This window comes from Pseudomonas sp. BAY1663, from assembly GCF_000582595.1.
Taxonomy (GTDB): domain Bacteria; phylum Pseudomonadota; class Gammaproteobacteria; order Pseudomonadales; family Pseudomonadaceae; genus Stutzerimonas; species Stutzerimonas stutzeri_AF.
Window position 1 is genome coordinate 1 of sequence record NZ_AZSV01000097.1, and the last position, 15,294, is coordinate 15,294.

Annotated in this window: 12 protein-coding genes and 5 pseudogenes; 3 read left to right on the forward strand and 14 right to left on the reverse strand. The window is 67.1% G+C overall.

Annotated features, from left to right (window positions below; translation table 11 throughout):
* The 3 genes and pseudogenes from BAY1663_RS19560 to BAY1663_RS19570 all read right to left on the reverse strand — a co-directional run.
* The coding region (locus BAY1663_RS19560) for an urease accessory protein UreF (protein WP_037044033.1) at window positions 1-354 on the reverse strand (354 nt) is incomplete at its 3' end.
* A gap of 11 nt (window positions 355-365) precedes the next feature.
* Window positions 366-865: pseudogene (gene ureE, locus BAY1663_RS19565) on the reverse strand (urease accessory protein UreE).
* A 162-nt stretch (window positions 866-1,027) separates the two neighbouring features.
* Window positions 1,028-1,513 (reverse strand): GNAT family N-acetyltransferase, encoded by a 486-nt coding sequence (locus BAY1663_RS19570; RefSeq protein WP_037044036.1) that lies wholly within the window; start codon window positions 1,511-1,513, stop codon window positions 1,028-1,030.
* Window positions 1,514-1,830: 317 nt separating this feature from the next.
* Here BAY1663_RS19570 and BAY1663_RS19575 point away from each other — a divergent pair, with 317 nt between their 5' ends.
* Together BAY1663_RS19575 and BAY1663_RS19580 are read left to right on the forward strand one after the other, a co-directional pair.
* Window positions 1,831-2,697 (forward strand): DMT family transporter, encoded by an 867-nt coding sequence (locus BAY1663_RS19575; protein ID WP_037044020.1) that lies wholly within the window; start codon window positions 1,831-1,833, stop codon window positions 2,695-2,697.
* Between the two features lie 145 nt (window positions 2,698-2,842).
* On the forward strand, window positions 2,843-3,703 hold the full coding sequence (locus tag BAY1663_RS19580) for an oxaloacetate decarboxylase (RefSeq protein WP_037044022.1): 861 nt from the start codon (window positions 2,843-2,845) through the stop codon (window positions 3,701-3,703).
* Between the two features lie 15 nt (window positions 3,704-3,718).
* On the opposite strand, the gene BAY1663_RS19585 is transcribed toward BAY1663_RS19580, so the two are convergent.
* On the reverse strand, window positions 3,719-4,447 hold the full coding sequence (locus BAY1663_RS19585) for a TorF family putative porin (RefSeq protein ID WP_037044038.1): 729 nt from the start codon (window positions 4,445-4,447) through the stop codon (window positions 3,719-3,721).
* A gap of 278 nt (window positions 4,448-4,725) precedes the next feature.
* Between BAY1663_RS19585 and BAY1663_RS19590 the strand changes: the two genes are divergently transcribed.
* On the forward strand, window positions 4,726-4,992 hold the full coding sequence (locus BAY1663_RS19590) for a DksA/TraR family C4-type zinc finger protein (RefSeq protein ID WP_037044041.1): 267 nt from the start codon (window positions 4,726-4,728) through the stop codon (window positions 4,990-4,992).
* Between the two features lie 61 nt (window positions 4,993-5,053).
* On the opposite strand, the gene ureC is transcribed toward BAY1663_RS19590, so the two are convergent.
* From ureC to urtA, 10 genes and pseudogenes are all read right to left on the reverse strand, one after another.
* Window positions 5,054-6,754: an urease subunit alpha gene (ureC, locus tag BAY1663_RS19595; RefSeq protein WP_037044023.1), complete on the reverse strand. Its 1,701-nt coding sequence runs from the start codon at window positions 6,752-6,754 to the stop codon at window positions 5,054-5,056.
* Between the two features lie 108 nt (window positions 6,755-6,862).
* On the reverse strand, window positions 6,863-7,168 hold the full coding sequence (locus BAY1663_RS19600; RefSeq protein ID WP_037044024.1) for an urease subunit beta: 306 nt from the start codon (window positions 7,166-7,168) through the stop codon (window positions 6,863-6,865).
* Window positions 7,165-7,676, reverse strand: a pseudogene (locus BAY1663_RS19605) (N-acetyltransferase family protein). Before BAY1663_RS19605 ends, BAY1663_RS19600 begins: the two are co-directional and overlap by 4 nt.
* Window positions 7,677-7,722: 46 nt before the next feature.
* Window positions 7,723-8,025, reverse strand: a complete 303-nt coding sequence (ureA, locus tag BAY1663_RS19610) for an urease subunit gamma (protein ID WP_037044026.1) — start codon at window positions 8,023-8,025, stop codon at window positions 7,723-7,725.
* A 173-nt stretch (window positions 8,026-8,198) separates the two neighbouring features.
* Window positions 8,199-9,030, reverse strand: a pseudogene (locus BAY1663_RS19615) (urease accessory protein UreD).
* A gap of 199 nt (window positions 9,031-9,229) precedes the next feature.
* On the reverse strand, window positions 9,230-9,928 hold the full coding sequence (urtE, locus tag BAY1663_RS19620; RefSeq protein WP_128576407.1) for an urea ABC transporter ATP-binding subunit UrtE: 699 nt from the start codon (window positions 9,926-9,928) through the stop codon (window positions 9,230-9,232).
* A gap of 135 nt (window positions 9,929-10,063) precedes the next feature.
* Window positions 10,064-10,903 (reverse strand): annotated as a pseudogene (gene urtD / locus BAY1663_RS19625) (urea ABC transporter ATP-binding protein UrtD); the annotation flags it as partial.
* Window positions 10,900-11,978: pseudogene (gene urtC / locus BAY1663_RS19630) on the reverse strand (urea ABC transporter permease subunit UrtC). The pseudogenes urtD and urtC, both read right to left, overlap by 4 nt.
* Entirely contained in the window at window positions 11,975-13,546 is a 1,572-nt protein-coding gene (gene urtB / locus BAY1663_RS19635) for an urea ABC transporter permease subunit UrtB (RefSeq protein WP_037044028.1), read from the reverse strand. Before urtB ends, urtC begins: the two are co-directional and overlap by 4 nt.
* A 112-nt stretch (window positions 13,547-13,658) precedes the next feature.
* Entirely contained in the window at window positions 13,659-14,927 is a 1,269-nt protein-coding gene (urtA, locus tag BAY1663_RS19640) for an urea ABC transporter substrate-binding protein (protein WP_037044031.1), read from the reverse strand.
* Window positions 14,928-15,294: the final 367 nt, after the last annotated feature.

Here is a 15,294-nt window from a genome sequence, read left to right on the forward strand (position 1 = left end):
TCGCGCCCCGGCATCGAGTTCCGGCAGGCCGTCGAGCAGCAGGGCCAGCGAATAGCCCATCTGCCGGCTTTCCAGCTGCAATTCGCGGGTTTCCCGGCTGGCGCGGTGCTCGGCGGCCAGCCGCAGCAGGCGCGGCCAGTCGCCTTGCGCCGCGGCGTTGCAATGGGCCAGCAGCAGCGGCGCCTCGAAGCGGGCCAGGTTGAGCCGCAACTGGTCCTGCAGCCAGCGCCGGGCGCTGTCCGGGTCGGCTACGAGACCGCTCTCGACTGCCATCTCCAGGCCCTGGGAATAGCTGTAGCCGCCGATGGGCAGCTGCGGGCTGGCCAGCCGGAGCAATGCCCAGGCCGATGGGATGCCGCTGGCGGTCACGGGCGCACGCCGAACTGGTGCAGGCGCGGCGCGTAGCTGAACTCCGCCTCGCCGGCATGGGAATGATGATGGCCGCCGCCATAGGCGCCGTGCTCGGGCTGGAACGGCGCCTCGATGTGTTCGACCCGGGCGCCCAGCTGCAGCAGCATGTCCTCGAGTACGTAGTCGTCGAGCAGGCGCAGCCAGCCGTCGCCGAGCTGCAGGGCGACGTGGCGGTTGCCCAGGTGATAGGCGGCGCGGGTCAGTTCGAAGGCGCTGGCGCAGGTGACGTGCAGCAGTTGCTCGGGGCGGGCGCGTACCCGCACCACGCGGCCATCGCCGGCGAGCAGGCATTCGCCGTCGTGCAGCGGCGGCTGGCCGCGTTCGAGAAACAGGCCGACTTCCTCGCCATCGCGGCTGAAGCAGCGCAGGCGGCTCTTGCTGCGGGCGTCGTAGCTCAGTTCGAGTTCGGCCTGCCAATCTGGGCGGGCTCGATGCGTTGGCGAATCACCAGCATTGCGGGGTTCCGGTCGGGATGTTTCCGGATTCCGAGCAAGGTGCTTGCCAACCCTCGGCAGCCGCGGGCATTCCGCCGCTGCCTGGCGCAGGCGTGCCAGATATTGGGGCTGTTGCGCACCTGTATGGTGCGCATGGTGAGCGAGAACTCGGGGCCGGCGCCTTAATGGTGCAGGCTTTGCACCATATACACCGCCGGGATGCGGTAGCTCGCCAGATTGTCGGCCTGCCGCGGTTCCAGTTCGTCGTGGGCGGCATAGCCCAGGCGCGACCAGAAGCCTGCCGAGTCCTGCACCGAGACCAGTGCCGAGTAGCGTAGCTTCGCGCTCCTGGCTTGTTGCAGGTTGTGCCGCACCAGCGCCGGGCCGATGCCGCGGCCGGCGGCGCGGCTGGCCACGGCGAGGTCGTGCAGGTAGAGGCAGTCCGCCTCGTCGTGCGGCTGGAACTCGCCGTCCAGCGGTGTCACCTTGCCCAGCCGCGAGCGGTAGGCGAACAGGTAGCCACAAACGCCCAGGGCATCCTCGGCGACCCAGGCCAGTTGCGGACAGGTGGCCAGGCGCGAGCGGATCACCGCTTCCTCTTCCAGTACCTCGGCGGCATAGCATTGTTCCTGGATCGCCAGTACGGCAGGAATATCGCGCTCCTGCATCGGTCTCAGCTGGTACATCTCGACTACACTCAGGCGCCGCGGTACGCCGCGCGGCTCGGCAAAAAGCCGGGCATCATACCCGAAAGCCGGGATGTCCGGGCGGTGGCCTACCAGTGCGGGAGGCTGCATGGCGGCGGTGCCCCCCTTTCTCCAACCCCTTTCTCGCGAGGGGAGAGGCTTTCGCTACTGGAGCGTCTTCAGCGATCCCCGTCAGTGCGCGCCAAATACGAGGCGCCAGCTGTTCGCCGCTTCGCCTGACTGGGACGGTAATTGCGGGCATAATCATTAGCTCACTAACAAGCCGCTTGGGGCTTTCCTTGAACGATCACCACCCGCTTTACGGCGTTCTGCTGATATTGCTGTCGGGGTTGCTGCTGGCCAGCCATGACGGGTTGGCCAAACACCTCTCCGAGCTCTACCCGGTATTTTTGGTCATATGGGCGCGCTACGTCGCGCAGACGCTGCTGATGACCGCGCTGTTCGTGCCGCGCATGGGGCAGCGCGTGTTCCGCACGCTGCGCCCCTGGCCGCAGTTGCTGCGTGGCCTGAGCCTGGTCGGCGTCAGCCTGCTGTTCATCAATGGCTTGCACTACATCCCGCTGGCCGAGGCCACCGCGGTGATCTTCCTGACGCCGCTGCTGGTGACCGTCGCCTCGGCGCTGCTCGGCGAGCGGGTCAGCCGCAGCCAGTGGATCGCGGTGGTTCTCGGCCTGGTCGGGGTGCTGATCATCGTGCGCCCGGGCAGTGCGCTGTTCACCCCGGCGGTGCTGCTGCCGTTCGGCGCGGCGCTGTCGTTCACGGTCTACCAACTGGTCACACGGCGTCTGGCTGGCACCGACCACCCGGTGACCAGCAACTACCTCACCAGCCTGGTTGGCTGCGTGTCGATGAGCGTGCTGGTGGTCTTCAACTGGCGCACGCCGACGCTGCATGACGGCCTGCTGATGGCGGCGCTCGGCGGCATGGCCATGCTCGGCCACCTGCTGCTGACCAATGCCTTCCGCTTCGCCAGCGCGGCCACGCTGGCGCCGTTCACCTACGGACAGATAGTCTTCGCCGGTATCGTCGGCTACATCGCCTTCGACCATGCGCCGGACTCCGGGGCCCTGCTCGGCATGGCGGTGATCATCGCCAGTGGCCTGTTCATGGCCTATGTGCAGCGCCGGCAGAACGGCACGCTGTAATGGACCGCGCCGTGATTGCGCCGATAATCGGCCTGGACTTTTTTCGCTACCCGGGTGTGTCGTTTGACCGTCCGGACAGCTTCCAACCATCTTGATTCGACAGGGCGTTTCGACCTTGCGTGCCCGCTTAACTCAGGTAACCACCATGCGACTTTCCCACCACACCTTGCGCCGCAACTTCCGCCAGCTCCTGAGCGCCGACCGCTGCTACCACACCGCCTCGGTGTTCGATCCGATGTCGGCGCGCATCGCCGCCGACCTCGGCTTCGAGGTCGGCATCCTCGGCGGTTCGGTCGCCTCCCTGCAGGTCCTGGCCGCGCCGGACTTCAACCTCATCACCCTCAGCGAGTTCGTCGAGCAGGCCACGCGCATCTGCCGCGTCGCGCAGCTGCCGGTGCTCGCCGATGCCGACCACGGCTATGGCAACGCACTCAACGTGATGCGCACCGTGACCGAGCTGGAGCGCGCCGGGATTTCCGCGCTGACCATCGAGGATACCCTGCTGCCGCCGAAATTCGGCCGCAAGTCCACCGACCTGATCGGCATGTTCGAGGCGGTCGGCAAGATCCGCGCGGCGCTGGAGGCACGGGTCGATCCGGAGCTGGCCATCATCGCCCGCACCAATGCCGGCGTGATCGGCTTCGAGGAGGTGATCGCCCGCGCCCAGGCCTACGAGAAGGCCGGTGCCGACGCCATCTGCCTGGTCGGCATCGAGGATTTCGACCATCTGCACAGCATCGCCAGCCAGCTCAGCACACCGCTGATGCTGGTCACCTACGGCAACCCGAACCTGCGCGACAACGCCCGTCTGGCCGAGCTCGGCGTGCGCATCGTGGTCAACGGCCACGCCGCCTACTTCGCCGCGATCAAGGCCACCTACGACTGCCTGCGCGAGCAGCGCCAGATCGATGCGCTGGACCTGAATGCCTCGCAGCTGTCGGTGAAATACTCCACCGCCGACGAGTACGTGGTCTGGGCCGAGGAGTACATGCAGGTCAAGGAGTGACCTGCTGCGGGGCGCTCAATACAGCGGCCGCTCGGCCCTGAACATCAGCAAGCTGGCGCACTGGGCATTCTGCCCGGAGTAGGCGCCGCACTCGGGGCCCTGCAGGTCCGAGTCGGTGTAGGAAAAGTCGAGCTGGATGCCCAGCCAGGGGCGCGACAGGTTCAGCGACCAGTCGTTGAACACCCGTACGCTGCTGCCGTCATCGAAAAACCGGGGCCGGTCCAGGGCATAGGTGCCGTACTTCACCCGCAGGCCGACGCCGAATGGCGTCACCGAGCCGAAGTCGAGGTACAGCGTGCTGTCGGTGCGCCGCGGCTTGCTGCTCAACGCCGCGCCCAGGCGGGTGCCGGCGAAATTCAGCCCGGCATAGAATTCGTCGCGGTCACGGTCGGCGATTTCCGGGAAGCTGTAGTGGATCACGCCCAGCTCGTAGCCCGGGGCTTCGTCGAGGGGGCGGCGGGCATAGCCCAGGTAGGAATTCATTTCCAGCTGGCTACCTTCGCCGAGGCCGGCGCTGGGCGACCATTGGCCGACATACCAGCCGCTGGCATGGCTCAGGTCGAGGCCGCCGTGGAAGACTCCGGCGGTCGTTGGCTGCACCAGCCCATGGGCCATGCTGCGGGTGGGTGCGGAGCCCAGCTTGAGGTCGAAATCGCCCAGCTCGCGCTCCACCACCTTGGTTTGCGTGGCGCAGCCGGCGACCAGCAGCAGCGCTAGCCGGAGCAGGGTGTTCTTGAGCGTCATGGCGGGCACATGGGCGGCGGCAGGTGGGAGCGGACCTCGTTGCAGGGCACCGCAAGCATAACCAGCGATATCCGCCGGCGAGCCCCATCCGTCGCCTGGGCGGCTTCTCTCGACAGGCGGCGCCGCTCTGCGCCGGGCCTTGGCCACGTGTGATGCGCGGCCGGCCAGGGCCATCCCGAGGTGCTGGTTTTCGTCCGGGCGAACGCGCAAGCTGGGCACGGACTCGAATGAACATCAGCAAGCGCCGGCACCCCGAGCGGCCGGCAAGCGAGGACGGCATGGCCACAGGTTGGGCGAACGACGGCGCGGTGCAGGAGCAGATCGACAGCACCATCGAGGACGCCATCCAGCGGGCCCGCAGCAAGCTGGGCCAGGGCGAGAGCCTGACGCACTGCGAGGAATGCGGGGCGGAGATTCCCGAGGCGCGCCGCCAGGCGGTCAAGGGCGTGCGGCTGTGCATCGCCTGCCAGAGCGAGCAAGACAAGCGCGAAGCCAACTTCAGCGGCTACAACCGCCGCGGCAGCAAGGACAGCCAGTTGCGCTGAGCGCTCGTGGCGGCGTGACTAACGCCCTGGTGGGCTGAAGCCCATCAGGGCTGGGCCGGCCTCAGAACAGGAAGTAGCGCTGCGCCATCGGCAGTTCCTCGGCGGGCTCGCACCAGAGCAACTGGCCGTCGGCGCGGACCTGATAGTTCTGCGGGTCGACGTCGATCCGCGGCAGGTAGCCGTTGTGGATCAGGTCGGTCTTCTGCACCTCGCGGCAGCCCTTGACCACGCCGATCTTCTTCTTCAGCCCCAGCTGCTCGGGCACGCCGGCAGCGAGCGCGGCCTGGCTGATGAAGGTGAAGCTCGCCGCATGCAGCGAACCGCCGTAGCTGCCGAACATCGGCCGGTAGTGCACCGGCTGCGGGGTCGGGATCGAGGCGTTGGCGTCGCCCATCAGGCTGGCGGCGATGACCCCGCCCTTGAGGATCAGCGTCGGCTTGACGCCGAAGAAGGCCGGGCGCCAGAGCACCAGGTCGGCCCACTTGCCCACTTCGATCGAGCCCACCTCATGACTGATGCCATGGGTGATCGCCGGGTTGATGGTGTACTTGGCGATGTAGCGCCTGGCGCGGAAGTTGTCGTTGCCCGGCGCATCCTCGGCCAGCGGTCCGCGCTGCTTCTTCATCTTGTCGGCGGTCTGCCAGCAGCGGGTGATGACCTCGCCGACGCGGCCCATGGCCTGGCTGTCGGAGCTGATCATGGAGAAGGCGCCGAGATCATGGAGGATATCCTCCGCCGCAATCGTTTCCCGGCGGATGCGGCTTTCGGCGAAGGCCACGTCCTCGGCGATGCTCGGGTCGAGGTGGTGGCAGACCATCAGCATGTCCAGGTGCTCGTCGATGGTGTTGCGGGTGAACGGCCGGGTCGGGTTGGTCGAGCTCGGCAGCACGTTGGGGAACCCGCACGCCTTGATGATATCCGGCGCATGGCCGCCGCCGGCGCCCTCGGTGTGGTAGGTGTGGATGGTGCGGCCCTTGAACGCGCCGAGGGTGGTCTCGACGAAGCCGGATTCGTTCAGCGTGTCGGTGTGGATCGCCACCTGCACGTCGTACTGGTCGGCCACGGCGAGGCAGTTGTCGATCGCCGCCGGCGTGGTGCCCCAGTCCTCGTGCAGCTTGAGGCCGATGGCGCCGGCCTCGATCTGCTCGACCAGCGGCCCGGGCAGCGAGACGTTGCCCTTGCCGGTGAAGCCGATGTTCATCGGGAAGGCCTCGGCGGCCTTGAGCATCTGCGCCATGTGCCACGGCCCCGGCGTGACGGTGGTGGCGTAGGTGCCGGTGGCAGGGCCAGTGCCGCCGCCGATCATGGTGGTGGTGCCGCTCATCAGCGCCTCTTCGATCTGCTGTGGGCAGATGAAGTGGATGTGGGTATCGATGCCGCCGGCGGTGAGGATCATGCCCTCGCCGGCGATCACCTCGGTGGCGCCGCCGATGGCGATGCTCACGCCGGGCTGGATGTCCGGGTTGCCGGCCTTGCCGATGGCGGCGATGCGCCCGTCCTTGAGGCCGACGTCGGCCTTGACGATGCCCCAGTGGTCGAGGATCAGCGCATTGGTGATGACCGTGTCGACCACCTCGGCGGCGCCCAGTTGGCCCTGGCCCATGCCGTCGCGGATGACCTTGCCACCGCCGAACTTCACCTCGTCGCCATAGACGGTGAAGTCCTGCTCCACTTCGATCCACAGCTCGGTATCGGCCAGGCGCACCTTGTCGCCGACGGTGGGGCCGAACATGTCGGCATAGGCTTGGCGGGAAATCTTCATGCGTTTCGTCTCGGTAGGGTGGATGGCCGCAGCCATCCACCGGTCAGCGTCTCGGTGGAAAAGCCTGCGGCGTTTTCCACCCTACAAAGCTTCAAGCGGCTGCGCTCGTCAGAGCGCCCCCATCACCCGGCCGGCGAAGCCGAACACGCGGCGGGCGCCGGCCAGTTCGACCAGTTCCACCTCGCGGCTCTGGCCCGGTTCGAAGCGCACCGCGGTGCCGGCGGGGATGTTCAGGCGCATGCCGCGCGCCTGTTCGCGGTCGAAGGCGAGGGCGTCGTTGGTCTCGAAGAAGTGGTAGTGCGAGCCGACCTGGATCGGCCGGTCGCCGCCGTTGGCCACGCTCAGGGTCAGGGTGCGGCGGCCGGCGTTGAGTTCGATGTCGCCGTCCTGGATCTGGTATTCGCCGGGGATCATGGGGTCCTGCGCTCCGTGTTGAGGATCAGTTGCATGAAGGTCAGGTCGAGCCAGCGGCCGAACTTGCAGCCCACCTGGCGCATATGGCCGACATGGATGAAGCCGAGCTGCTGGTGCACGTGGATCGAGCGCGGTTCTCGCTCTCGATGGCGGCGACCATCACGTGCTTGCCGGCGGCGCGGGCGCGGCCGATCAGCTCGCGCATCAGGCCGCGGCCGATGCCGCTGCCGCGCTGGCCGTCGCGCACGTACACCGAGTGCTCGACGGTATGCCGGAAGCCCTCGTGCGGGCGCCACGGGCCGTAGGTGGCGTAGCCGACCACCAGGCCGTCGTCGTCCAGCGCCACCAGCACCGGGTTGCCCTGTTCCTCGCGCTCGGCGAGCCAGGCCTGGCGGTTGGCCAGGTCCACCGGCGTGTCGTTCCAGATCGCCGTGCTGTTCAGCACGGCGTCGTTGTAGATCTGCAGGATGCCTGGGAGGTCGGCTTGCTGGGCGTCACGTATCAGCACGGTGAAAATCCTTCGGGAAGAGGTCAGGTAGACATTGACCAGTTTCTCAGGGAATCGGTTGATGAACGGTGACAAGTTTGGTGCCATCCGGGAAGGTGGCCTCGACCTGGATCTCCGGAATCATTTCCGGCACGCCCTCCATCACCTGCTCGCGGGTGAGCAGGGTGGTGCCGTAGTGCATCAGCTCGGCCACCGTCCGGCCGTCGCGGGCGCCTTCGAGCAGCGCTGCGGAGATATAGGCCATCGCCTCCGGGTAGTTGAGCTTCACCCCGCGCGCCAGGCGGCGTTCGGCGACCAGGCCGGCGGTGAAGATCAGTAGTTTGTCCTTTTCTCTCGGCGACAAATCCATAACGGCTCCAGTCTGGGATGGGCAACGGGGAAGCCTTGCCCATCGGGGTGTCTTCGGTCCGTCGGTGGAAAACGCTGCGCGGTTTTCCACCCTACGGGGTTGTTTTTCAACCTGTAGGAGCCCGGGGAGACGCCGGGTCCTTGCCGGCAAGCCGGCGCCTACAAAAATCTGTTTCAGGTGCTCCAGATACGTGGTGGCACGGCCTCGCGGCCCAGCAGTTGCGGGCGCAGCAGACGCCACAGTTCGATCAGCCAGGCGCGTGCATGCAGCGCTTCGCGGGCCAGGCAGCGGCCGACGATCAGCCCGGCAATTGCGTCAGGTCGCCGCGTACCCGGCCCGGCAGTTCGCGGCAGCGTTCCAGCAGCGCGGCATCGATCTCGCCGCTGGCGATCAGTGTGGCGAACACCGGCTGGCCGTCGAGCCCGATCGGCGAGTCCAGCAGACCGTCGCCACCGGCGACACGCTGGCGCTCGTGCCAGAGCAGCGCACCATCGCGGCGAATGTCCAGCCGCGCCTGGAAGTAGCCGGCATCGAAGCGCTCGTTCGCGGCTGGCCGGCCGAGGGCGATGATGTCCCAGTAGAACAGCCGTGCATCGCCTTCGAGTTCGATGCATGTGCCCAACCCGGCCTGCGCGGCGCAGTAGACGATGGTTTCCTGCGGCAGCCATTCCAGCGTGGCACCGGCCTCGACGCGCAAGCGCAGCTGCTGGAAAGCCGGCGCGGCAGCGCGGTACCACTTGGCCGCGCCGGGGCTGGTCAGCTGGGCCCAGGCGCCAGCGCCGACCGCGACGTCGATGTCCAGGCGGTCGCCACCGGCGATGCCGCCCGGCGGATGCACGATGATGTGCTGGCAGACCTCCGGCCCCTCGGCATACAGGTGCTTCTGCACCCGCAACGGGCCGGTGTGGCGGCGCAGCACCGGCCGGCTGGCGCCGCCTACGCAGCATAGCCGAGGTCCAGTTCGGCGTGCCAGTGGGGAGTGAACAGCGGGGCATGGGCGTTCATCGGGGCGCAAGGTTCTTCGTTCGGTCCAGTTGGCAGAGCAAGCGCCGTGCCGTTATGCGCCGCCTTGGTGCGAGGCCAGCGCGGCCGGGTGTTGCTGCGCCATCGGCGGCAGCCATGGGGTTCGCATGACCGCAATGCGTGCGCCCACCTGGTGCGCCCAGGTAAGAATGCATCGTTATGGTGCGCGATCGTCCGCGATTCAGATCGCCACCAGCCCGCGCACGCCGTCGGCCTCCATGGTCTCGCCCCGGCCCTGCTGGACGATCTCGCCACGGCTCATCACCAGGTACTGGTCGGCCAGCTCGGCGGCGAAGTCGTAGAACTGCTCGACCAGCAGGATGGCCATGTCGCCCTTGGCGGCGAGTTTCTGGATCACCGCGCCGATCTCCTTGATCACCGAGGGCTGGATGCCTTCGGTGGGTTCGTCGAGGATCAGCAGGCGCGGTCGGCTCGCCAGCGCGCGACCGATGGCCAGCTGTTGCTGCTGGCCGCCGGAGAGGTCGCCGCCGCGGCGGTGCTTCATCTGTTCGAGCACCGGGAACAGCTCGTAGATGAAGGCCGGCACCTGCCTGGCCTCGCTGGCGCTGAAACGCGACAGCCCCATCAGCAGGTTTTCCTCGACGGTCAGCCGGCCGAAGATCTCCCGCCCCTGCGGCACGTAGGCGATGCCGGCCTGCACCCGCTGGTGCGGCTTGTAGCCGGTGATCGCCTTGCCTTCCCAGCTGACCGCACCTTCCTTGGCCGGGATCAGGCCCATCAGGCACTTGAGCAGGGTGGTCTTGCCGACGCCGTTGCGCCCGAGCAGGCAGGTGACCTCGCCGACCTTCGCCTCGAAGGTCAGGCCGCGCAGGATATGGCTGCCGCCGTAGTATTGGTGCAGTTGCTGGACTTGCAGCATGTCGATGTCCTTGTTTCTTTCGTGACGCGTGGAAAAGGCTGCGCCGTTTTCGGTGGATAGGCCTGCGGCGTTATCCACCCTACGATTCGACGGGCGTAGGGTGGATGGCCGAAGCCATCCACCCTTTTGCTCAACGCCCAGATACACCTCGATCACCCGCTCGTCGTTCTGCACGGTTTCCAGCGAGCCCTCGGCCAGGACCTGGCCCTGGTGCAGCACGGTGACGTGGTCGGCGATGGTGCCGACGAAGCCCATGTCGTGCTCGACGACCATCAGCGAGTGCTTGCGCGCCAGGCGCTTGAACAGTTCGGCGGTGAATTCGGTCTCGGCGTCGGTCATGCCGGCCACCGGTTCGTCGAGCAACAGCAGCTGCGGGTCCTGCATCAGCAGCATGCCGATCTCGAGGAACTGCTTCTGGCCGTGCGACAGCAACCCGGCCGGACGGTTGCGGGAATTTTCGAGGCGAATGGTGGCGAGCACCTCGTCGATGCGGTCCTTCTGCTCGCCGTTGAGCTTGGCCTTCAGGCTGGCCCACACCGACTTGTCGGCCTTCTGCGCCAGCTCCAGGTTCTCGAACACGGAAAGCGCCTCGAACACCGTGGGCTTCTGGAACTTGCGGCCGATGCCGGCCTGGGCGATCTCCACTTCGCTCAGGCGCGTCAGGTCGAGCGTGTCGCCGAAGAACGCGCTGCCGCTGTCGGGACGGGTCTTGCCGGTGATCACGTCCATCATGGTGGTCTTGCCGGCGCCGTTGGGACCGATGATGCAGCGCAGTTCGCCGACGCCGATGTACAGGCTGAGGTCGGTCAGCGCGCGGAAGCCGTCGAAGCTGACGTTGATGTCCTCCAGGCTGAGGATGGTGCCATGGCGTGCATCCAGGCCTTCGCCTGCCGTGCGGCCGAGACCGATGGCGTCGCGGCCGTTGCCGCCGGTGTCGACGGGATCGATGAGTTCGGGAGTGGGTACGACTTTCATGATTCTCCCCTCCGGCGCAGCAGGCCGATCACGCCCTTGGGCAGGTACAGGGTGACGAGGATGAACAGCGCACCGAGGGCGAACAGCCAGTACTCGGGGAAGGCCACGGTGAACCAGCTCTTCATGCCGTTGACGAGGCCGGCGCCCAGCAGCGGGCCGATCAGCGTGCCGCGCCCGCCGAGGGCGACCCACACCGCGGCCTCGATGGACTGGGTCGGGGCCATCTCGCTGGGTTGATGATGCCGACCTGCGGCACGTAGAGCGCGCCGGCCAGGCCGCACAACACGGCGCTCAATACCCAGATAAACAGCTTGTAGCCGCGCGGATCGTAGCCGCAGAACATCAGCCGGTTCTCGGCGTCGCGCAGTGCGGTGAGCACCCGGCCGAACTTGCTGCGCGCCAGCTTCCAGCCCAGCAACAGGCTGCCGGCCAGCAGCGCGACGGTTGCGAGGAACAGCATGGCGCGGGTGCCCGGCGCGGCGATCGGGAAACCGAGGATGGTCTTGAAATCGGTGAAGCCGTTGTTGCCGCCGAAGCCGGTCTCGTTGCGGAAGAACAGGAGCATGCCGGCGAAGGTCAGCGCCTGGGTCATGATCGAGAAGTACACGCCCTTGATCCGCGAGCGGAAGGCGAAGAAGCCGAAGACGAAGGCCAGCACGCCGGGCACCAGCACCACCAGGCACATGGCCCAGAGAAAGCTCGAGGTGCCGTGCCAGTACCAGGGCAGCTCGTTCCAGGCGAGGAAGCTCATGAATGCCGGCAGGCCGTCACCGGCGCTCTGGCGCATCAGGTACATGCCCATGGCGTAACCGCCGAGGGCGAAGAACAGGCCGTGGCCGAGGGACAAGAGCCCCGCGTAACCCCAGACCAGATCCAGCGCCAGGGCGACGATGGCGTAGCAGAGGATCTTGCCCACCAGGGTCAGGGTGTAGGCCGAGACGTGCAGCGCATGCTCGGCCGGCAGCAGGTGCAGCAGCGGCATGGCGACGAGGACGGCGAGCGCCAGGCCGAGGGCGATGACCGTGGCTTTCGGCCCGGCTTTCTGCGCGGCGGTGAGGGTAAGTGGCTGGTTCAATCGATGACCCTCCCCTTGAGAGCGAAGAGCCCCTGCGGACGCTTCTGGATGAAGAGGATGATCAGCGCGAGGATGAGAATCTTGCCCAGCACGGCGCCGATCTGCGGTTCGAGGATCTTGTTGGCGATGCCGAGGCCGAAGGCGGCGAAGATGCTGCCGGCCAGCTGGCCGACACCGCCGAGCACCACCACCAGGAAGGAGTCGATGATGTAGCTCTGGCCGAGGTCCGGGCCGACGTTGCCGATCTGGCTCAGGGCCACGCCGCCGAGCCCGGCGATGCCGGAACCCAGCCCGAAGGCCATCATGTCGATGCGCCCGGTGGGCACGCCGCAGCAGGCGGCCATGTTGCGGTTCTGCGTTACCGCGCGCACGTTCAGGCCCAGGCGCGTCTTGTTCAGCAAGAGCCAGGTCAGGAGCACCACGAACAGCGCGAAGCCGATGATCACCATGCGGTTGTACGGCAGCACCAGGTTCGGCAGCACCTGCAGGCCGCCGGACAGCCAGGCCGGGTTGGCGACCTCGACGTTCTGCGCGCCGAACAGCACCCGCACCAGCTGGATCAGGATCAGGCTGATGCCCCAGGTCGCCAGCAGGGTTTCCAGCGGGCGGCCGTAGAGGTGGCGAATCACCGTGCGCTCCAGCGCCATGCCGATCACGGCGGTGACGAAGAAGGCCACCGGCAGCGCCACCAGCGGGTAGAAGGCGAGGGCGTCAGGCGCGAGCCGCGCCATCAGCACCTGCACCATGTAGGTGGTGTAGGCCCCGAGCATCAGCATCTCGCCGTGGGCCATGTTGATCACCCCGAGCAGGCCGAAGGTGATCGCCAGGCCGAGGGCGGCGAGCAGCAGGATGCTCCCCAGGCTCAAGCCGCTAAAGGCCTGGCCGAGCAGTTCGCCGATCAGGAGCTTGCGTTTGACCTGGGCCAGGCTGGTTTCCACTGCCTTGCGTACGGCGGCGTCGGTTTCCGCTTCATCGACCAGCAGGTTCTCCAGGCGCACCCGGGCCATGGGCGCGCCGGTTTCGCCGAGCAGGCGCACCGCGGCGAGGCGTACTGCGGGGTCGCTTGCGGTCAGCTGCAGGTTGGCCAGCGCCAGGGTCAGCGCTTCGCTGACGGCGGCATCGTCCTCGGCGTCCAGGCGCTGCTGAAGCAGCTCGAGCTGTTCCGGTTGGCCGCTGCGCTGCAGGCGCTTGGCCGCGGCGAGGCGCTGCGCGGGGTCTTCGGCGAACAGCTGGTGGCTGGCCAGGGCGGTGTTGAGCAGGCCGCGCAGGCGGTTATTCAGGCGCAGCTTCTTCGGCGTGCCGACCGGCTCGGCATCGCCTTCGAGGGCGCGGTAGGCGCCGTTTTCCTCGATGAAGGGCGTCTTGTTCTGATCGATGGCCACGCGATTGGCGCGCAGCGCTTCGATCAGCAGCAGGCGTTCCGGTGCGGGCGCGGCGGCCCAGCTTTCCAGCAGCTTGGCCTGTTTGGCCGGGCTGGCCTTGGCATAGTCGGCTGCGTCTCCGGCCTGCGCCGCCCAGGGCAGGACGAGCAGGAGCAGCAGAAGGATTCGGTGCAGGGCAGTGTTCATCTGTGTATTCCCCAGGGGAGGCCGGGTGCTCTCTTGATGGAGCTTGTGGCGGCCGACAGGTGGATGGGTGACGCGGAGTCGGCGCGTCACCCATCCACCGCGACGATCGCTGTCAGTTCGACTTCACCGCGTAATCCGGCTTCTTGTCGTTGCCCGGGATGTACGGGCTCCACGGCTGGGCGCGGACCGGGCTCTCGGTCTCCCAGACCACCGAGAACTGGCCGTCTTCCTGCACCTCGCCGATCATCACCGGCTTGTGCAGGTGGTGGTTGGTCTTGTCCATGGTCAGGGTGTAGCCGCTCGGCGCTGCGAAGGTCTGTCCGGCCAGCGCGTCGCGCACCTTGCCGACCTCGGTGCTGCCGGCCTGCTCGACCGCCTGCGCCCACATGTGGATGCCGACGTAGGTGGCTTCCATCGGGTCGTTGGTCACCGCCTTGTCGGCGCCCGGCAGGCCCTTGGCCTTGGCATAGGCCTTCCACTTGGCGACGAACTGCTCGTTGACCGGGTTCTCCACCGACTGGAAGTAGTTCCAGGCGGCCAGGTGGCCGACCAGCGGCTTGGTGTCGATGCCGCGCAGCTCCTCTTCGCCGACCGAGAAGGCGACTACCGGCACGTCGGTGGCTTCCAGGCCCTGGTTGGCCAGTTCCTTGTAGAACGGCACGTTGGAGTCGCCGTTGATGGTCGAGACCACGGCGGTCTTGCCGCCGGCGGCGAACTTCTTGATGTTGGCGACGATGGTCTGGTAATCGCTGTGACCGAAGGGGGTGTAGACCTCTTCGATGCTCGATTCCGGCACGCCCTTGCTGATCAGGAAGGCGCGCAGGATCTTGTTGGTGGTGCGCGGGTAGACATAGTCGGTGCCGAGCAGGAAGAAGCGCTCGGCGCTGCCGCCGTCTTCGCTCATCAGGTACTCGACGGCCGGGATGGCCTGCTGGTTCGGTGCGGCGCCGGTGTAGAAGACGTTCGGCGACAGTTCCTCGCCTTCGTACTGCACGGGATAGAACAGCAGGCCGTCGAGTTCCTCGTAGACCGGCAACACGGACTTGCGCGACACGCTGGTCCAGCAGCCAAAGGTCACCGCGACCTTGTCCTGGGTCAGCAGCTGGCGGCCTTTCTCGGCGAACAGCGGCCAGTTGGAAGCCGGATCGACCACCACCGGCTCGAGCTGCTTGCCGAGCACGCCACCCTTGGCATTGATCTCGTCGATGGTCATCAGCGCCATGTCCTTGAGCGAGGTCTCGGAGATGGCCATGGTGCCGGATAGCGAATGCAGGATGCCGACCTTGATGGTTTCGGCGGCCTGCAGGGTGAAGGGGAACAGGCCGCTGAGCATCAGGGCACTGGCGGCGAGGGTGGTCTTGATCAGGGGACGGCGTTTCATTGGGGAGCTCCTTGGCTGTCCGTGCGCAACTGTGGCTGAATACTTCGGAACGCCAGGAGCAAGGGCAGCATCCGTGCCAAATGGCGCAAAGCCTTCTGCGACGCAGCTTTGCGCCAATCTTGGGTTGATCCGGAAGCTTTCGTGGTGAGCCATGCTGGTGCATCGTAGGGCGCGTGGTGCACTGCCAAGGCTCGCTTTGCCCGCTTTCGGTGCCGCCTGCCGGACGGGTCGCTACTTGCCGCTGCCGGGCGGGGCTTCTAGCATGTCCGGCCCGCTTCGAGACGAGCCGTCATGCCCCGCCCACCGCGTTCCCCATCCTCGCGTTCGCCCGTCAGGCCGGCCCGCCCGGTCGCGCCGCGGCGCGTCG